Annotated in this window: 29 protein-coding genes and 1 pseudogene; 3 read left to right on the top strand and 27 right to left on the bottom strand. The window is 37.8% G+C overall.

Going from position 1 to position 17,713, the window contains the following annotated elements:
- Nucleotides 1-27: 27 nt before the first annotated feature.
- The 20 genes and pseudogenes from NMM25_RS04755 to NMM25_RS04850 form a co-directional block, all read right to left on the bottom strand.
- Nucleotides 28-372: an HNH endonuclease signature motif containing protein gene (locus NMM25_RS04755; RefSeq protein WP_254736127.1), complete on the bottom strand. Its 345-nt coding sequence runs from the start codon at nucleotides 370-372 to the stop codon at nucleotides 28-30.
- A gap of 215 nt (nucleotides 373-587) precedes the next feature.
- Nucleotides 588-1,154 (bottom strand): site-specific integrase, encoded by a 567-nt coding sequence (locus tag NMM25_RS04760; protein WP_254736128.1) that lies wholly within the window; start codon nucleotides 1,152-1,154, stop codon nucleotides 588-590.
- A gap of 134 nt (nucleotides 1,155-1,288) precedes the next feature.
- A complete protein-coding gene (locus NMM25_RS04765) occupies nucleotides 1,289-1,714 on the bottom strand; it encodes an ArpU family phage packaging/lysis transcriptional regulator (RefSeq protein WP_061087422.1) in 426 nt (141 codons plus the stop codon).
- Nucleotides 1,715-1,749: 35 nt separating this feature from the next.
- Entirely contained in the window at nucleotides 1,750-2,073 is a 324-nt protein-coding gene (locus NMM25_RS04770; RefSeq protein WP_254736129.1) for a helix-turn-helix domain-containing protein, read from the bottom strand.
- Complete coding sequence (locus NMM25_RS04775; RefSeq protein ID WP_254736130.1) at nucleotides 2,064-2,315, bottom strand: hypothetical protein; 252 nt, start codon at nucleotides 2,313-2,315, stop codon at nucleotides 2,064-2,066. Before NMM25_RS04775 ends, NMM25_RS04770 begins: the two co-directional genes overlap by 10 nt.
- Nucleotides 2,315-2,575 (bottom strand): DUF1372 family protein, encoded by a 261-nt coding sequence (locus tag NMM25_RS04780; protein WP_254736131.1) that lies wholly within the window; start codon nucleotides 2,573-2,575, stop codon nucleotides 2,315-2,317. Before NMM25_RS04780 ends, NMM25_RS04775 begins: the two co-directional genes overlap by 1 nt.
- Before the next feature lie 12 nt (nucleotides 2,576-2,587).
- Nucleotides 2,588-2,752 carry a hypothetical protein gene (locus NMM25_RS04785; protein WP_254736132.1) on the bottom strand — a complete coding sequence of 55 codons (165 nt, stop codon included), beginning with the start codon at nucleotides 2,750-2,752 and terminating at the stop codon, nucleotides 2,588-2,590.
- The gene (locus NMM25_RS04790; RefSeq protein ID WP_254736133.1) at nucleotides 2,749-3,009 is read right to left on the bottom strand and encodes a hypothetical protein; all 261 of its coding nucleotides are present in this window, start codon (nucleotides 3,007-3,009) and stop codon (nucleotides 2,749-2,751) included. Before NMM25_RS04790 ends, NMM25_RS04785 begins: the two co-directional genes overlap by 4 nt.
- Nucleotides 3,009-3,710, bottom strand: coding sequence for a DUF1642 domain-containing protein (locus NMM25_RS04795; protein ID WP_254736134.1), 702 nt, complete (start codon nucleotides 3,708-3,710; stop codon nucleotides 3,009-3,011). Before NMM25_RS04795 ends, NMM25_RS04790 begins: the two co-directional genes overlap by 1 nt.
- Nucleotides 3,710-3,994 carry a hypothetical protein gene (locus NMM25_RS04800; protein ID WP_124788199.1) on the bottom strand — a complete coding sequence of 95 codons (285 nt, stop codon included), beginning with the start codon at nucleotides 3,992-3,994 and terminating at the stop codon, nucleotides 3,710-3,712. Before NMM25_RS04800 ends, NMM25_RS04795 begins: the two co-directional genes overlap by 1 nt.
- Nucleotides 3,995-4,007: 13 nt before the next feature.
- Nucleotides 4,008-4,424, bottom strand: a complete 417-nt coding sequence (ssb, locus tag NMM25_RS04805; RefSeq protein ID WP_254736135.1) for a single-stranded DNA-binding protein — start codon at nucleotides 4,422-4,424, stop codon at nucleotides 4,008-4,010.
- An 86-nt stretch (nucleotides 4,425-4,510) separates the two neighbouring features.
- Nucleotides 4,511-4,734 (bottom strand): annotated as a pseudogene (locus NMM25_RS04810) (hypothetical protein).
- A 9-nt stretch (nucleotides 4,735-4,743) separates the two neighbouring features.
- Nucleotides 4,744-5,205, bottom strand: a complete 462-nt coding sequence (locus NMM25_RS04815; protein ID WP_223139827.1) for a class I SAM-dependent methyltransferase — start codon at nucleotides 5,203-5,205, stop codon at nucleotides 4,744-4,746.
- Nucleotides 5,205-6,026, bottom strand: coding sequence for an ATP-binding protein (locus NMM25_RS04820; RefSeq protein WP_254736136.1), 822 nt, complete (start codon nucleotides 6,024-6,026; stop codon nucleotides 5,205-5,207). Before NMM25_RS04820 ends, NMM25_RS04815 begins: the two co-directional genes overlap by 1 nt.
- Nucleotides 6,027-6,773, bottom strand: coding sequence for a conserved phage C-terminal domain-containing protein (locus NMM25_RS04825; RefSeq protein ID WP_254736137.1), 747 nt, complete (start codon nucleotides 6,771-6,773; stop codon nucleotides 6,027-6,029). It abuts the gene before it with no gap.
- Nucleotides 6,774-8,105 (bottom strand): replicative DNA helicase, encoded by a 1,332-nt coding sequence (gene dnaB / locus NMM25_RS04830; RefSeq protein WP_254736138.1) that lies wholly within the window; start codon nucleotides 8,103-8,105, stop codon nucleotides 6,774-6,776. It abuts the gene before it with no gap.
- A gap of 12 nt (nucleotides 8,106-8,117) precedes the next feature.
- On the bottom strand, nucleotides 8,118-8,330 hold the full coding sequence (locus NMM25_RS04835; protein WP_254736139.1) for a hypothetical protein: 213 nt from the start codon (nucleotides 8,328-8,330) through the stop codon (nucleotides 8,118-8,120).
- Nucleotides 8,331-8,410: 80 nt separating this feature from the next.
- The gene (locus tag NMM25_RS04840; RefSeq protein ID WP_000370958.1) at nucleotides 8,411-8,668 is read right to left on the bottom strand and encodes a hypothetical protein; all 258 of its coding nucleotides are present in this window, start codon (nucleotides 8,666-8,668) and stop codon (nucleotides 8,411-8,413) included.
- 12 nt (nucleotides 8,669-8,680) lie between these two features.
- Nucleotides 8,681-9,397 carry an ORF6C domain-containing protein gene (locus NMM25_RS04845; protein ID WP_254736140.1) on the bottom strand — a complete coding sequence of 239 codons (717 nt, stop codon included), beginning with the start codon at nucleotides 9,395-9,397 and terminating at the stop codon, nucleotides 8,681-8,683.
- Between the two features lie 26 nt (nucleotides 9,398-9,423).
- Nucleotides 9,424-9,648, bottom strand: a complete 225-nt coding sequence (locus NMM25_RS04850; protein ID WP_254736141.1) for a DUF739 family protein — start codon at nucleotides 9,646-9,648, stop codon at nucleotides 9,424-9,426.
- A 239-nt stretch (nucleotides 9,649-9,887) separates the two neighbouring features.
- Here NMM25_RS04850 and NMM25_RS04855 point away from each other — a divergent pair, with 239 nt between their 5' ends.
- The 3 genes from NMM25_RS04855 (at nucleotide 9,888) to NMM25_RS04865 (ending at nucleotide 12,369) form a co-directional block, all read left to right on the top strand.
- Nucleotides 9,888-10,604: a S24 family peptidase gene (locus NMM25_RS04855; protein WP_368406760.1), complete on the top strand. Its 717-nt coding sequence runs from the start codon at nucleotides 9,888-9,890 to the stop codon at nucleotides 10,602-10,604.
- 13 nt (nucleotides 10,605-10,617) lie between these two features.
- Nucleotides 10,618-11,049 (top strand): DUF308 domain-containing protein, encoded by a 432-nt coding sequence (locus NMM25_RS04860; protein ID WP_254736143.1) that lies wholly within the window; start codon nucleotides 10,618-10,620, stop codon nucleotides 11,047-11,049.
- 171 nt (nucleotides 11,050-11,220) lie between these two features.
- Entirely contained in the window at nucleotides 11,221-12,369 is a 1,149-nt protein-coding gene (locus tag NMM25_RS04865) for a site-specific integrase (RefSeq protein ID WP_254736144.1), read from the top strand.
- A gap of 572 nt (nucleotides 12,370-12,941) precedes the next feature.
- On the opposite strand, the gene NMM25_RS04870 is transcribed toward NMM25_RS04865, so the two are convergent.
- From NMM25_RS04870 to NMM25_RS04900, 7 genes are all read right to left on the bottom strand, one after another.
- Nucleotides 12,942-13,358 carry a GNAT family N-acetyltransferase gene (locus NMM25_RS04870; protein ID WP_213988559.1) on the bottom strand — a complete coding sequence of 139 codons (417 nt, stop codon included), beginning with the start codon at nucleotides 13,356-13,358 and terminating at the stop codon, nucleotides 12,942-12,944.
- 11 nt (nucleotides 13,359-13,369) lie between these two features.
- On the bottom strand, nucleotides 13,370-14,065 hold the full coding sequence (locus NMM25_RS04875) for a GNAT family N-acetyltransferase (protein ID WP_213988560.1): 696 nt from the start codon (nucleotides 14,063-14,065) through the stop codon (nucleotides 13,370-13,372).
- A 94-nt stretch (nucleotides 14,066-14,159) separates the two neighbouring features.
- Nucleotides 14,160-14,579: a DUF3021 domain-containing protein gene (locus NMM25_RS04880; RefSeq protein WP_000825486.1), complete on the bottom strand. Its 420-nt coding sequence runs from the start codon at nucleotides 14,577-14,579 to the stop codon at nucleotides 14,160-14,162.
- A gap of 9 nt (nucleotides 14,580-14,588) precedes the next feature.
- The gene (locus tag NMM25_RS04885) at nucleotides 14,589-15,044 is read right to left on the bottom strand and encodes a LytTR family DNA-binding domain-containing protein (RefSeq protein WP_117647386.1); all 456 of its coding nucleotides are present in this window, start codon (nucleotides 15,042-15,044) and stop codon (nucleotides 14,589-14,591) included.
- Nucleotides 15,045-15,062: 18 nt separating this feature from the next.
- Nucleotides 15,063-15,905, bottom strand: coding sequence for an ABC transporter permease (locus NMM25_RS04890; RefSeq protein WP_254736145.1), 843 nt, complete (start codon nucleotides 15,903-15,905; stop codon nucleotides 15,063-15,065).
- Nucleotides 15,905-16,771: an ABC transporter ATP-binding protein gene (locus NMM25_RS04895; protein WP_084921190.1), complete on the bottom strand. Its 867-nt coding sequence runs from the start codon at nucleotides 16,769-16,771 to the stop codon at nucleotides 15,905-15,907. Before NMM25_RS04895 ends, NMM25_RS04890 begins: the two co-directional genes overlap by 1 nt.
- Before the next feature lie 498 nt (nucleotides 16,772-17,269).
- Complete coding sequence (locus NMM25_RS04900) at nucleotides 17,270-17,683, bottom strand: YjdF family protein (protein ID WP_254736146.1); 414 nt, start codon at nucleotides 17,681-17,683, stop codon at nucleotides 17,270-17,272.
- Nucleotides 17,684-17,713 lie beyond the last annotated feature (30 nt).

Consider the following 17,713-nt stretch of genomic DNA (forward strand, 5'->3'; position numbering starts at 1 on the left):
TAATATAATTTTTCTTTTTTGGATTCTTCAAGCTCTGTACTTTGTCCAATCTCTTGACTGTGGCAGGTTGCGATTTCCTACAACAGTAGCATTGGCTGACCTATCGTCAGCATATAACTTATCAGACTTCTGTCTGTTGCATTGCCAGTGGGCTAACTGCAAGTTTTGAATATCTGATGGATGACCGTTGCGATTGATTGGAATAATGTGATCAATGACCGGACTTAATGGATGTGGGTACCTCAAGGATTTGTCAACTGGTAGTCCACAAATCCCACAAGTATTTCTTGTTTTGAGAATAATATTTTTATTCTTTTCAAAAGCAACTCTGTGAGGACCACTCCGGTCCGGTCTGTCCTTTGGGGTATTCATCTAGGAGGGTCCTTTCTTTTTAGTAAGTAGTGGGGGGCTAAATTTTTATGATGTAGGGGGGAGTTTTTTCAGTCTCTAACACCCTCGTATATTTAACATATCTTATATTCTGTTAAATAAAACTAACATTCTTAAAAGTCAACTGTAGCAAGTGCTTACATCTGTTTCATTAAAAACTGATTTACTTTTTCTCAATATGTAAAATAAATAGTCATTTAATAGCTAAAATTCATCATTGAATCATCTAATTCATCCTGCTTAATACCTATATAATCAAGTGTGATATCTGGAGATGAATGATTAAATAATTCCATCAAGATCGCTACATTTTGATTTTTTCTGTAATGATGATAACCAAATGATTTTCTCATTGAGTGAGTCCCAATGTTTTTAAGGCCAACATGTTCAGCTGCTTGCTTTAATATTTGATAAGCTGCAACTCTTCCAATATGAACGATTCTTACTCCGTCTGTCCTAACTTTTTTCTTACTTGGAAATAGGTAATCATAATCTTTAAGGTCATTTGTTTTAATGTAGTGACTTAAAGCTTTTCTTAATTCAGGGTTGATAGCAAATCGCTTGACCTTACCAGTTTTCTTTTCAGTAACCTCGATTCTATCGCCTGTCACTTGTTTCACTTGGAGAGGTATAATATCGCTGATGCGCATTCCAGAATACAGACCGCACATGATTAGGACATAGTTTCGCTCACTCTTTGATTTTAAAAAGTCTTTCATCCGTTCAATGTCATCAAGTTCACGAATAGGTTCTACTTTTTTCACGATATCACCTCCAAACTCAAAGAAAAAGACAGGGTGTGCCTGCCTTTACAATTATTTCATAATATAATTTTAGCACATAAAATCATATATCCACTCCGAACTTACTCCGAATTTACTCCAAAAAAACTCCGAATTCACTCCAAAATCTCAACCTGTTCACCATTGCGGTATAACTCTGCAAATGCCATCAAAGCTTTCTCCAAAATATCATAGTATGAACTTTCTGAAATTGCTAAATCCCTAGAAATTACTTCATCTTTCTTGCAATCCCATTGAAGATACTTTTCAAAAAGTATCCTACGATATAAAGGATCGTGTAAGTTACTAACTGCTTGTTCAATTGCATCCAGCTCAAGTTCTGCATCAACTTTCCGTATAGCTAACTTCTCAACTTGACTATTTCTTCCACTTGACGGGTTTCTAGGCATGAATGAGTAGGTTGTCGTTACTCTCTGACCTTCAGTGTCATTGGCCACACGACGCCATCGAGGATATCCTTTTAAAATTTTCTTGGCATTTTCTTTTGTTTTGGCTTCATTTATATCAGGAAAGAAGGGCATTGCTCACCTCGTTTCTATCTCGAGTAATTCTTCCGTCAATATCTTCGTGATTGCTTCCACTTGATAAGCTTGCCATCGTTATTATTGTTAAAATAATCTGGCAATCTTGCTGTTGGACTTTCTTTATAGACAACCTTCTCAACGACCTGAACTTCAGGCATCATTTCATCATCTATCCACCCAACAAGCCACGCAGGGTTTACATTATAGGTTTTAGCAATCATTTCAATTTGTTTAATAGACGGATATCCACCACGTTCATACAAATGAATTGTGTTTTGGGAGACACCTGTATCTCTGGCCATATCTTTGACAGAGATACATAGGTCCTCTCTAAGTTCTTTCAATCTCAGCTGCATCTTGCTCTCCACTTTCTAGTATTAGCTTTTATGAATGTAGCCTGCTCTTGCATCTGCTTCCATTCGTAATCCATGATGATTTCAAGTTGATTGTTACAAAGACCTTTTAAGAAATCATTTTGAGCTTCTAGTTTCTCAATATCCTTATAGGCCCTTTCATACAGTTCATCTTCCAGAAATCTAATGCGCTCTGCCATTGCTTCTTGAATGATGATGTAAGTTGGTTTCTTGTACTTTGTCATTACAATCTTACCTCATCTCCTATTTTTAGAGATTCGTAGTTTGTTTGAGTAACTACGAATATTCCGTAATTTTGCACTGTAACAGTGTACAGGTCGCCAATCTGCTCCTTGTAGACGACTCTGCCTTTGATTTCTGCGCCTTGATTATCTGCTTTGTAGATTACAATAGGGCGCTTTTCTTCTAATTTCTTAATATGGATACTCTGCCAGATGTTCAATCCAGCAGACAATAAAATCCATATTGCGATAAATCTTTTCAATCTGTGACCTCCTTAAAGCGCCCATCTATTTCGGGGCTTATTTCTTTTGAAAATAGGATTCTTCTTTTCTTTTTTCTTCTGCTTCTGATAATCGCTATCTTTGTTAAAGATAATATCTTCATCTTCAATCAGTTCAGGAATGAAGTATTTAGATGGGTGTCGTTCAGGTCGTTTCATCTCGTGACCTCATTTCTCAATTCAAAACCAATTCCATATAAGAGCAAATCATTTTGAAAGTCAACGAATGCTTCAATCATCTCAGCTTCTTGAAAGTCGTATTCCTCAACCGTACTTAAGAAATCATCAATATCATTTCTTTGTACACTTCCGTATTCTGTCTTTGTGTGTTCCATGGCTTGTTCATAGCCATCAACATCAATTTTGTAGTAGATTTTGCCACCTGAATAATCATATTTGTAATTTTTGATTACCATCACTCCACCTCCTCCACTTCAAATAGTGGACTATTAAACACTTCACCAAAACCAGAATATTCCAGTTCCTTTCGTGTAAATTTTTCGTTGTTTTTCCCATTGTTAAAAAAGTGGAATCCAGTTTCTGTTTGATTTAGATAATCATCTGTATTTTTTAACTTGACTTTGTATTTTGGCTCTTTCTCGGCCTCATAGTCAGTCATCCACGCTCGAGCGAAAAGTTCTTGGTTGTTTTTGTCATTAAGCCATTTCTTCACGAATTCGCTTTTTTTAGCGTAGAGATGGATTGTGTTACTATCTAGTGCATCACGCAAACTAAAATTTTTTAAAAGTTGGCATTCGAAAATCCAATCATCCATAAAATTAGGTAGAAGCACTTTATTCAATTCTTGCCGAATCTTATCAGCATCTTTCAATTGATTACCAACCCACTCTCCCTCAAGTTTACCTTGCTCGTAACCACTACGATATTTCATCGAACCGTAGTCGTCCCCTAATTCTTTAAAGATTTCATTAAGCCATCTAGTCTGTGTCGTCGGATCAAACCCTCTGATTCGACGAACGACATCTTTTAACTTGAACGGCAACGGTTCTGGTTCGTCTAAAGACCGTAAGTCTTTCAAAATCAAATCAACCGAGGTCATTTTTTTCTTGCTAGCTTTAAATTTTTCGTATCGCTCAATTAGTCCCTGAATGTTCATTAAAATTCCTCACTTTCAATTTTTCTGATATCAACAACCTCTTCAAGATATTCCTTTGAACACCAGTCGTATTCAACGCATTGTCTAATAAATCTTTTTTTATAAAAACAATGCTCTATGTATGCGATTGGAAATAGCAAAGCGATGAAAGGTGAACAAATGATTAAAAATAAATAAATAGCAATTCCACAAACTTTTGAGTCTGCAATATATTCATAAAAATCTACTAAATCTTTTATTCTTTTAAAATGCCTGATAAAAATAATATAGTTTTTTCTTTTCATCCTTCACAACTCCTTAAAACGGCAACCCATCATCTGAAATATCCATCGGATCACTTGCTCCAAAACTTGGTGGCATCTGGTTTTCCATGCTTGACTGATTCGCAGAATTATCCTTCTTTTCAAGTGTTTGAAAACTTTCAGCTACCACTTCTGTCACATAGACACGTTGTCCTTGCTGATTATCATAGCTACGAGTCTGGATGCGCCCTGTGATTCCTACCAGGTTCCCTTTTTTGCACCAGTTTGAGAAATTTTCAGCTTGCTGGCGCCACATGATGCAACTGATAAAATCAGCTTCACGATCACCAGCCTGATTCTTAAAATTGCGATTCACTGCCAAACTGAATGTCGCAACTGCAACATTTGATGGTGTGTATCGCAACTCAGGGTCACGAGTCAAGCGACCCACCAACGTAACATTATTGATCATCTTTCTTTTCCTTTCCTATCGCACATTCCACAACTGAGTAACCGATAAAAAAGCACAGAAAAGTTATTCCAAATTCTTTAATAAATTCAATCATTTTCTTCTCCTTCTGAAAAAGTTGCTAAATAGTAACAATCCTTAGCACCATAGTCGAATCGTGTTGTCCGCTTTCCAATGTGCTTCTGAAATCTTGGTCTAGTAATACCTGAGAAAGCCCACTGATAGTCATCCGTTCGATAAGTTCATCCACATTGTTAAAACTTCCAAGAAAAAACTTGCAGTGCCCATTGTAGACGAAGTAAAGATTTAACATCAATACCTCCTAAAATTTCATAAAAGCCATCCAGTGAGTTGTTCCACGCTGTTGCCCAAAAAGTGGTTGATGCGGAACCAATTCCAAAATTTCTTTAACATTTACTTGAGCATCAGACCACTTAAAAATAAGTGTTCCACCTGTTTTCAAGACTCTAAAACATTCTTCAAAACCTTGTTGTAAATCTAACCTCCAAGTCAGTAAATCTAGTTGTCCGTATTGAGCACGCATGAATGATTTCTGACCAGCCCATAGAAGATGAGGTGGATCAAATACCACAAGATTAAATGTTTCGTCGTCAAATGGCATATCTCGAAAATCTGCAACAATATCTGGTTTTACATTGATTTTCTTTTTGTGAATTTCAAATTCTTCTTCACGTCTATCCATGTATGTCGTATGTGGTTCTTTTTTATCAAACCAAAACATTCGAGATCCACAGCACGCATCTAGTATCCGTATATCTTCCATCAATACCTCCTGTCCTTCATCCCAGACGGATACACAAAGCACCTGCCAGTTGCTCCCTCGAAAATTCGACTGGATAAAGCACCATTCCCGAAATCGTCCGAGTAAAGCTCTTTAATCTCTTCACTAGACAGATTCGTGTTGATAATCGTATTGGTCCGATTATCCAGGATCTTGAACAATATCTGATGCGCCCACTCGTTCCGCTTCGTGTCAGCCTTGCGACTCTCTTTCCCAAGGTCATCCAAGAAAAGAAAATCAACCTCAGACAATAGCTTGACCATCTTAGCTTCTGAATAGCCATTGTCAAACTCAAAGCTTTCACGGATTTTGTCAAACAAAGCCACAACTGAAACGAATAACACGCTTTTCGGCTCATCATAAGACTTAAATTGCTCATTGAGAAATCTAGCAAAGCCATAGGTCAGATGACTCTTACCAACACCAGACGGACCAGTGATGATAGCATTCCCAACCGTACCTTTGGCATACTCACGTTCCAACCGCTTCACAAAATTCATAGCCTTTTCATCAATATCAACCTGAATCTCATAGTCATGTAGCGACTTGCTGGCCAGCTTACTTGAAACGATACTGTCACGAGCAAAGACTTCGTAAGTATCCGATAGTTTACTTTTGACCTCGGATTCCATATTTAGTTGCTTTTCAAAGCGTCGGATATTCTCTTTCTCGCATTCAGGACATTGACTGATTTCCTCAATATTTCCCTTGATAGGAATTTTAACAGACCAAAGATGGCATCCATGGATTTCACAGACATCATCAAGAACTGTTCTGGTTCTGAATTGTTTAAACTGTTTCATCTAAAAACCTAGCCTTTCGTCTGTTTTCTTTTCACGATTAACAATATTCCCTTGATTCAAATAACCATCGAACTTCGTTCCGAAGAGAGTCTCTGGTCGCAAGTATTTCGCATACTTCGTACCTGACCAATCCGTAACCATATTATCGATCACTTGTTTAAAGTCTTCTAGTCTATATCCTTCAGACCATCTAGCTTTAATTAGAGATTTGTTCTTCTGAACATTATCTCTATATTTCTTTCCAGTCTTTGAATTTAGATAATCGATAATTTCTTTGTAAGGGATATTATCTATACTACCCTTACCTATACTACCCTCACCTATACTATGCGGACATTTGTCCGTCACTTGTCCGTCAACTGCCTGACCTTCTTCAGTAAGCTCTAGAACTGCCTTTCCAGGCTCAACCAATCTACTTCCATCAACTTCTAATCCAAGTTGTTGAATAGCTAAATTCCTGTGTATACTAGGCTTGTGTCTATCTGGTCTAATTTTATTTTGTTCGTTAAAATCCGTAATGAAATAGACCATGTCTTGATTAAGTGGTTTTATAAACTGCTTGATAACTAATAGGCCTAAACTATCCTCACTGGCACCAATCATTCTAACGACTGGAAATGCTTCGACAATTCCGTCATCATCTGAATTGATGACTAAATGAACATACAATGCCTGAGTTTCAAGTGGCAGTCTTAAAAATTTTTGTGTTTGCATTATGGTCTTGCTGACCATTCTTCTTTCTGCCATCTACCCCTCCACACTTGAAAATTTTGTGTATTCTTTGTGAAAATACAACTTCACTGTCCCTAGACTACCATGCCGATTCTTTTCCAGGATCAGTTCTGTTACGTTGTTTGCTTCCTGACTATCTGCCTGCTCTTTCTGATAGTAGGCATCACGATACAAGAACGCTACAATATCAGCATCTTGCTCAATAGAGCCTGACTCTCGCAAGTCTGCCAGCATTGGGCGCTTGTCCTGTCTCTGTTCAACTGCACGACTTAACTGTGACAAGGCAATGACAGGTACTTTCAAATCTTTAGCAAGTATCTTCAATTCCCTTGAAATCTCTGAAACGATCTGCTGACGATTCTCGCCCTTTGCCCCAGTTATCAGCTGCAAGTAGTCAATGATGATGACACCCAGACCGCCCATTTCTTGGGCGAGTTTTCGAGCCTTTGACCGTATCTCTGAAATCCGAATACCAGCAGTATCATCCACGAAAATAGGCGCATCATAGAGATTATTTTGTGCATGTACAAGTCTTTTCCACTCATCGGTACTAAGATTCCCAGTCTTCAAATGATAACTTGGAACCATACCCTCAGATGCCACCATACGCTCAATCAATTCCTCTGCTCCCATTTCAAGTGAGAAGATGACAGCAGGCTTTCTTTCCATCGTAGCCACATGCTTAGCGATATTAAGAGCCAATGCCGTCTTCCCCATAGCTGGACGAGCAGCAAGAATGATAAGATTCCCTTCATGAAGGCCTGTTGTAATCTTATCCAATCCGACAAAGCCAGTAGATAGACCAGTCACGAATCCATCTGTCTGTGAGCGAGTTTCGACTATCTGCATGTGTGTATCAAGGATATCGGCCACATTACGAAATCCTGTGCCTGTATTCTGATTGCTGATATCAAGCATTGACTTTTCAGTCTTTGAGATAATGTCACTGATTGATACATCTCCTTGATATGCGCTAGAAAGAGACTCTGACAAATCAGTGATTACCTTTCGGAGCGTAGCCTTTTCTTTTACGAGCTTAGCGTAGTACTCCACGTTTTTGGAAGTTGGTGTGGAGTTCACTAATTCGACAACATAGTTCATGCCCCCTATTTTTGAAATATCTCCCTGATTAGTTAGAGCAGACACCATAGTCGTAGCATCGATTGGCTCACTCTTTTCAAGTAATGACAACATTGTTTTAAAAACAATCTTGTTAGCTGGTTTATAAAAATCATCAGGGACCAATTCATCTGCCAGCGAAATGATTGTGTCGGGTGCGATAAATACCGCTCCCAGAACAGATTGTTCAGCCACTAAATCATGAGGTGGTATTTTTAAATCATCCATGACTTCTCCTTGCTAATCCACAAATGTTTCTTTTCGTGTCACGGGATCAATGTCAACACGTCGCCCTGTTTTAAAGTCGATAAACCCTTTCTCAACTTGTGGCGCTTGAAATTGAATCTTCTTCTTTGGTCTCATGGCCATTTTAAGTTTGATATTCATAATCAGCGATTCAATCAAGACTACTGACACCAATGTGCATACTGCGATAATTTGTAAATTGTTCATGTTTCTTATCCTCTTTTTGTGCTATAATATAGTCAAATAATTTTGCTAAGACCTTGTCCAGAAGCCTTTTAGTAAAGTTATTATATTTGATTAGAGAGCCATTCTTTGATGGCTCTTTTTGACCATTTCTTACCAGGTAATTCCTTTGGAAATCCCTTTAAGTAACGATAATTATCTGAAAATGTGGCATACTTAATTCCTAGAAAATCACAGGTAGTGTTCACATCCATCAACTCTGGATAGTGATCACTATCTTTTTCTATCTCGACTAGCCTTGTGATTGTGTCCTTAATAATGGACTTAATCCATTCAGACAGTGAAAGTAGAACATTGTCCATCTTCTTCCCCTCCTACCCTTCGTCAAATGAGTTCAATTTCATGATTTTCATCTTAGTATTGGTGCTTGGCTCCCACGTCATCCAGTAAGCAAGAGCAGCTTCTGCAAACTTCTTCGGTAGCAAGTCATAGCGACTGATATTAAAATGATCCTTGAAATCAATCTCAGCTTGTCTGAATACTGATTGAGCGAAGGTTTTGTCAGCATAAGCTGGACTGTCAATACCACCCAAGCAAGCTACTACACGAGCCTTACGCTTCTTCAGTAGTGATTGAGCATAGCTCGGATGAATCGGTTGTTCACTCTTGAGATAGTCTATATCTTCAAGCATGGTCGCCTGTTGCTCACGCAATTTCTTTTGGCCAGTAAATAGAGCAATGAAGGCATCCTCATCCAAGTCCTCACGAATAAATCCGCCTTGTTTTCGAATCGCTGGCAAGACCTCTGATGTCACCCAACGCTTAAACTCTTTAGCTTGAGGTAACTTGCTGGATAAGATAAGAGAGTAGAGACCAGATTCGTTAATGATGATAGGATTTTGATTTCTACCCATGGCGTCACGAATCGTTACCCCATCTGTCTTATCATCTTCATCTACATGGTCAAAAATTGCTTTTCTTGAATTCGTATATCCCAAGATATCCGCAACATCCTTCCCAACGAACCAAGGCTCGTCATCAATTGTCAAAGTACGGACTTCCTGCCCGTGAAAATTAAAAATTTCGTTCATAATATTCCTTTCTAGTTTTATTTTGTTCAAGTTTCTTGAACTTCAAGTTTAAAAAAATAATCCCCTATTTGGTTATCTGGAATAAGTAACAGATTACAAGCTGTTGTAATTTCGTTGTTTTTCCAATAACGCTGATTATTTAATTTAAGTGAAATACTTCGTTCTGAAAGTTTCATAGCTTTAGCGAATTTTTTCCGGCTATTAAAAATTTCAGTAATTCTTCCATTCAATTTTGAATAATCAAATTTCATTTATTCTCCTTTCTATCTTTTGTTCAAGTTGTTTGAACTTTTGTGATTATAATTCTACTCCTTATTTTTTGCCTTGTCAATACTTAAGTTCATTTTTTTTGAACTTTTTATTTTTTAGCTTGAACTTTTGTTTAAATAGATATATAATTACTATTGAGAACGGAGTGTTAAATATGAAAACTACAACATCTTTGCGACTAAAACAAATTCTGTCTGAAAGAAATCTTAGACAAGTAGATATCTTGAATAGTTCTTTACCACTTCAAAAGGAACTTGGTATCAAAATGGGTAAGAGTGCTTTGTCACAATATGTTTCAGGAAAGTCTTCTCCTGATCAAGACAAACTTGTTTTATTATCTAAAACATTGGGGGTCTCCGAAGCTTGGTTAATGGGATATAATGTTCCTATGTCAGACGATACTCCTGTCCAAGAACTAAAAATCCCTACTTCTCCTCTTGTTCAGAAAATAACTGAAAAAGCTGTAAAGCTTACTGCTCCTAGAAAACAAAAGGTTTTGGATTTTACAGAGAACCAATTGCGTGAGCAGTCTAACAAAGTTATCTCATTAGAGGAAGACTTATTTGAATACAAGGTATATGAAAAACTTTCAGCTGGTACTGGCTTTTCATACTTCAACGATGGGAACTATGACACTGTTTTTTATGACAAAGACCTAGACCACGATTTTGCTTCTTGGGTTTTCGGAGATTCCATGGAGCCTAAATATACGAATGGAGAGGTCGTTCTCATCAAAGAAACAGGGTTTGACTATGATGGTGCCATTTATGCGGTTGATTGGGATGGCCAAACTTATATCAAGAAAGTTTATAAAGAAAAAGACGGTCTTAGACTCGTCTCTATCAATAACAAATATAAAGATAAATTCGCGCCATATGAAGAAAATCCGAGAATTATTGGAAAAATAGTCGGAAACTTCATGCCAGTTGAAAATTAAAAAGAGGAAAGTTATGAAAATAGGAATGAGAACACCGAGTCTAAAAAAGAGCTTGAAAGCTAGAACTACCAGCAAATGGAAGAGACAAACTAAAAAAGCCCTTATTCCTGGATATGGACAAAAAGGGGTTGGGTGGATAAAGAATCCTAAGAAAGCTCTATACAACAAGGTCTATCATAAGACAACGTTTGGTCTTTCAGACTTGTTTACACCGTCTAAAAAGAGAATGAAGAAAACAACAAAAAATCAAACGTCCACCAAATCTACAAAAAAATACACAGCAAAAAATTATAAAGAAGCTGGTATTGTATTAATAGTCATAGGTGCTATTTTCTTATTTTTATTTCCTCCTCTCGGCTTCTTCTTGTTCATTACAGGTTTTATAAGTTACATTATTAGTTATTTAACATTGAAACACGAAAAGAATAAACGAAAAGATATTTAAAAAAGCCCCACAATCGCCCTCGCCAAAGTTTGATTGTGAAGCTTACCCTTATAAAAAATCAGCCATTAAAAAGGCCTCTTTTCTATACCCTATTTTACACCATGAAAGGGGTGATGTCAATATTCTCAACGTTTAGACCTTGTCCAGAAGCTAATAAACAAGGAGAATACAATGAAATATAATAAAACAAAATACCCAAATATCTATTACTATGAGACTGCTAAAGGCAAGCGCTACTATATCAGACGCTCTTTCTATTTTCGTGGTAAAAAGAAAGAGATTACTAAAAGTGGTCTCACAACCCTTCCGCAAGCTCGTGCAGCCTTGACAGAGATTGAGCAACAAATCCAAGAACAAGAATTAGGTATCAATACGAATCTGACACTCGATCAGTATTGGGATATTTATTCTGAAAAGAGATTGTCAACGGGACGATGGAATGACACTTCCTACTACCTCAATGATAATCTCTATAAGAATCATATCAAACCCAAATTTGGTTCTGTCCAGCTTAAAAATTTGGATAGAAATGAGTATGAACTATTTATCGCTGAAAAGTTGCAGAACCATACCAGATACACTGTTCAAACTCTCAATTCCAGCTTCATGGCATTGCTGAATGATGCCGTGAAAAGTGGGAATCTGCTCTCAAATCGCTTGAAAGGTGTCTTTATTGGCCAGAGTGATATCCCTGCTGCTAACAAGAAAGTGACTCTTAAAGAGTTTAAGACTTGGATAGCAAAGGCAGAAGAAATCATGTCAAAACAATTCTACGCTCTGACCTATCTTACCATTTTTGGATTGAGAAGAGGAGAAGTCTTTGGTTTGCGTCCAATGGACATCACTCAGAACGACAGCGGACGGGCTATACTGCATCTTAGAGACAGCCGAAGCAACCAGACCTTGAAAGGGAAAGGAGGGCTTAAAACGAAGGATTCAGAGCGATATGTCTGCCTTGATGATATCGGAACGGATCTTATCTATTATCTGATAGCTGAAGCTTCTAAGATTAAGCGAAAGTTAGGAATTATCAAGGAACAGCACAAGGATTATATAACTATCAACGAGAAAGGTGGTCTCATCAATCCAAACCAGCTAAATAGAAACTTCAATCTAGTGAATGAAGCAACAGGATTGCATGTAACACCTCACATGATGCGCCACTTCTTCACGACTCAAAGCATTATTGCAGGGGTTCCGCTTGAACAATTAAGCCAGGCGCTGGGGCATACAAAGGTTTATATGACGGATCGTTATAACCAAGTTGAGGATGAACTTGCTGAAGCGACAACAGACCTATTTCTTAATCATATTCGCTAAAAAAATCCCCGCCAAAATCTCAAAAAGTCCCCGCCAATTCCCCGACCAAAATCCGAAAAATACCGAAAAATATCGAAAAATGATTTTTAGAATAGTCCCAAAAAGCCTGAAATAGAGCCAAAAAACTCCACCTGATTGGGTGGAGTTAAGGGAGATTATTATGAAAAAGAAAAGTTTAGGATTTCATTAAATAAAGTTAGGAGGTCTTTATTTAATGATTATATAATACAAGATGAATCTTAAAGCTAACTTAACTTTTTCTCTGATTTATCATTTTTTAAAAAATTTTTTTCAAATGGATTTTTCCTCCCCAAGTCATAAAAAAGCCACCTGATCGGGTGACTTCTTTAGGAGATTATGATGAAAAAGAAAAGTTTAGGATTTCATTAAATAAAGGGTACTCAATGAAAATCGAAATCAGACTAGGCAGATAGGCGCAAGCATAACTATAGTTAGCTAAGTCGACTCTAACGAAGGTTGATGAGATTTTCGAAAAGTATTAGGAGGTCTTTATTTAATAACTATATGATACAAGAGGAGGCTTAAACTTTACTTAAGAAAAAATAATTTTTTTATCTTTTTCGATCCACCCAAATCATTCCTGTACAATCATAAGTAGATAAGGTTTCCAATCCCAGAGATCGATAGAATCCCAAGGTTTTTTCTGTCTGTTCGGTCACTAGTTGGACTTGATAGGCATCTTTGTAATCACCTAAAGCCTCTTTCATCAAGTCGCTACCAATCCCTTGGCGCTGATAGCTAGGCAAAACGATCAAATCCTGGACAAAAATCGATGAGAAACCATCTCCGACCAAACGGACCAAGCCCACCACGGCATCGCCATCAAGTGCCAGATAAATCGCTAATGAGTGAGACAAGGCTTTCTCCAACATCTGAGGTTGATGGGTATAATTTGTCCATCCAACTGCCTGATAGAGATGCAAAACATCCTCTAGCTTGACGATTTCTTGCCTTCTAATAGTCACCATCTCAATACCTCTCATAATTCCCTTAAGTTCTTGTACTGCCGTCCATTTTTATCAAAATTTTCAGGAGCCAGCCATGCTTCCAAACGAGCTTTAACTTGAGGCCAGTCCTTATCAATCATAGAGAGCCAATCCGTATCCCGTGTACGTCCCTTATAAACGACTGCCTGGCGGAAGGTTCCTTCATAGACAAAGCCCAAACGCTCCGCAGCTCGTCTGGATGGGAGATTGAGAGCATCGCATTTCCACTCATAGCGACGATAGTTAATCTCCTCAAAAACATACCGTGCCAGGAGATACTGGGCTTCTGTCCCTATACGTGTTCCCCTGAGTTCTGGAGAAAAAGTGACAGCACCCACTTCTATTACTCGGTTATTCTGGTCAATGCGCATGAGAGAAAAAGTCCCCAAGGCCTTACCAGTTGCCTTATCTATAATCGCATAGTAAAAACGGTCCTTACGAGCCAACATCTGATTTAAGACGGTAACCAGTTCCTCCATATCTGCCACTGGTTCCTGAAAGAGGTAGGTCCACATCTCCCGAGGAGTACCCGGACCATAAACAGCTAATAAATCCTCCGCATGCTTTTCCACCGAAAGAGCCTCTATCCGAGCGTAGCGCCCTTCTAAGAAATCAATGAAAGGCAATTCTCCTGGAGTATAATCTTCCATTGACTCACCAATTATCTGACCATATTCATTTACTGGCATCGTTTTTCTCCTTGTTTTACGCTAAAAATACTATATCATAATTTGCCCTATATGGAAACTAGCACTCTCCTCAAACCTCATCCTCAACACTACATTAGTGATTCGTTTTCTTTCTTTTATCTTCTAAGGCTTGATTAATTCGTTGGGTTAGTTTGTGAGTTTGCCAGATCTGGTACAACCATATCAGTCCATAAATTAACAAGAAAAAGAACCAAAGTAAGGGACTCAACAATGCTGAACCCCAGCCAAAAAATAAGTAGGTTAATACTAAAATAGTAGCTGTCGCTAACAAATGAACTCCTACACGCATACTATAAGCAAGAAACTCTAGCCTTTCAAGGATTAAGGTCAATACCCCCATAATTCCACTCATCAAAAACAAAGCTAGAATATTTTTTGTCGTTGGTGCAGGATAGGTAATACCTGAATAAAACTGCGCCAATAACACCAAACTCAAATAAACAAAGGAGGCCGTCCGCATTCCCGATACAAAATAAGCAATCAATCGCTTCATGATTTTCTCCTATAAACCTAGATAATCCATTAAGGACTTAACGTATTTCCGACTCACACTCGATTTGATACCTCGAGTCATCTTAGCCATCATGTTCCCTGAAAAGCTATCCGATAATGACTCTAAATGGTCAATGTTTATAATTGAATGACGCGATATCTGTATAAAGTTACGTCGATTAATTCGATTCTGAAAGTTTATCAATGTTTCCTTAGTTTTATAAATCCCATCTACCGTATAAATAGTCAACAAATTCTTATCGATATCTGCTAGAATAAGATCCTCAATTTTCACCATAACCAGATGATCATCCGTTCGAATAGGAATGACCACCTGATTAGTCGTTGAAAATTGTTCTAAATATTCCATGACTTCTCTTGCTTGGTCGGTTAACTGAGCTGCCTGAATTAAAATGTGTGGGTCTTTTTCTGAAAACTCTGTCTTCATTTCAAAACGAATCTTCATTTTCTCTCCAATACACCTTTATTTTCTCTTGCTAAACACTTTAACAAATAAAAGCCAAAGAAGAATAGCGACGAGACTGATAATAACCACTATAAAGTATGTTTCTTCCTTTGTCAATAGTTCTTGCCAGTTGATTTGGATTCCCATTTTTTCTTGAAATTCCTGTAACAGACTGTTGTTTCCTGAAAATGCGGTCTCTAACCGATCTTTCATCAAGACTTGTCGATAAAGAGAAGCAATATAAGTTGCAGGGGTACATTTCATGAAAAGCTGTGCAGAATCAGGTAATACTCCAATGGGGATATAAGTTCCTACTAAAAATCCAGAAGCAGTTCCCACTATCGTTGCCAGTTTACCAAGGCTATCTACAGATTGAAAACGGTAAATCAAGAGAACATTTACCAAACTTGAAAGCAGACTGCTTAACAACATAATCAAAGCAATTTCCGGTAAATGACTGATAACTGGGCTCTCTTTAAAATAAAAACTCATAACAGCATACATAAACACCTGCATGACAAAAGAAATAACAATACTACTGATTAGATAGGACGCCTGTAAGCCCCAGTTACCCAAATCTGTCAAGAAGAGATCTTGATCCACTTGATTTTCGCGGTCCTGTACCATTTGTTTAAGAGCCGTAAAACTGGTTGTCATCCCAGTCACAGCCAACGTCCCACCCATCAGCCAGTTATTTAAAAGATTCGTGCTATTAGGGAGTTGGGACCAAGAATCCGTCAAATTCTTCTGCAAAAAAATGATATAAAGGAGGAAGGAAATCAATGCCCCCAATAATGAGAAAAATACTCCCGAACGATTACGAAAATATAAGATAAAATTCCGTTTCAATAAAGCTAGCATTAGCGAACCTCTCTTCCTGTAAGCGCAATAAAGGCATCATCCATAGTACCCGGACGAAACTCAAAAGAATCAATTTCTTCTCGAACTTTTGCCAAATATTCAATGGCTTCCTGTGACGTCCTTGGATAAAAAAGATATTCCAACTCATTTTCTTCCTCTACTGTCATTCCAGACTGTAGCAGCTTTTCTAAATCCTTCATTTCTTTAAAACGAATTTTTAGGATATTAGATGCATACTGACTTTTAATAGCAGTCGCAGAACCTTGCGCAATCACTTTCCCATGATCAACGATATAGATCTGATCCGCTTCATCCGCTTCATCCAGATAATGAGTCGTTAAGATAATAGTCATCCCTTCATCCTTTTGTAGTCGATACAGTAGATCCCAGATGGATTTGCGCGTCTGAATATCAAGACCTGTCGTTGGTTCATCCAAGAAAAGAATATCTGGTCGCGAAAGAAGAGCACGCGCAATATCAACCCGACGTTTTTGCCCACCTGACAAAGTTCCATATAGTTGTTTCTGGAAAGCAGTCAAACCCAGTTGATGAATCAAATCATCCACACGACTTGCCGCAATCTCCTTATACTGTTGAGCACGAATCGTGAGATTTTCCCTAACCGTCAACATCTCATCCAGTACACTAGCTTGAAAAACCACTCCGATTTTCGTATTTGGCGCATATCGAATCTGACCTTGTGTCGGATTTTTCAAACCGATTAACATGGAAATGGTGGTTGATTTCCCTGCACCATTGGGTCCCAAAATAGCATTGAAACTTCCTCTTTCAAACTCTAACTGAATATCATCGACAGCCATATGATTGCCGTACCGTTTAGTCAAATGTTTAGCTTGTAAAATCATATTTTTTCCTCCTCTTAACCACACTAGTTTAACAAAAAGAATGAAAGAAAAATCGACTTTTGAGATAAGCAGTCAAAATGAAAGGCCAAGTGGTAAAATAATGGGGTTAAGTTAAAGTGGTGCAGGCTGCAACCGTTTTTCTACCATCAAATCACTAGAGGATGTTGAAAAACACTTACAACCATACATTATATTTTTAAACATACGCTATAAAAGAGATGTTTTATAGCATCCGGCAGAAAAATCCAAGAGTCAATAGTATTGTTCTCGCTAAACCAAACAATAAAAAATGAATCAGAAATCATAGCACACACTCCCTTCTAGTAAAATGAAAATGCTGAATGGGGCAGGATTAAATTTGAAGTAAGCAAGTATGGTCCTGAATTTGAAACTGCCATTAACGATAAGTCTATCTATTAGGAAAGAAATCTTCAATACAAGCAAAAACAGCTCTTGTTATCCAAGAAGAGCTGTTCTATTTTATGAAAGAGAAAGCTACTAGTGCCCCTTGTGCTTCTCTCTACGTTTTTGCTGTTTGCGTTCAAATTTCTCTTGCTTGAGCAATCGCTTTTGGAGACTAGACTGTTGTTTTGAATGCTTTTTTCGTTCCTCAAACTGCAACTGTAAAAGTTCTTGTGACTTAGAAGAAACTTTCTGCTTCACCTGTTTCTTTACAGCTCGCTGCAGACGCTTCGGATTCTTAATCTTCACATGCTGTTTGACTGTTGCCTCTGGACTAAAAGATAACCGAACAAACTGAGTCTGTAAAAGTTTCAAAATTTCATCCTCTTTTGGTTCCTGACCAAATGTCACACGACAAACTTGATAAGTTCCCTCATACTCTTGTTCAAACAATCCATGCCAAAATCCATCTTCAAAATAAACTGTCAAGCCAATTGAAACGATTTCCACGACAGCACCTCCTTAAATCTATCCCTAAGA

Source organism: Streptococcus sp. CF10-1 (genome assembly GCF_024295825.1).
Taxonomy (GTDB): Bacteria; Bacillota; Bacilli; order Lactobacillales; family Streptococcaceae; genus Streptococcus.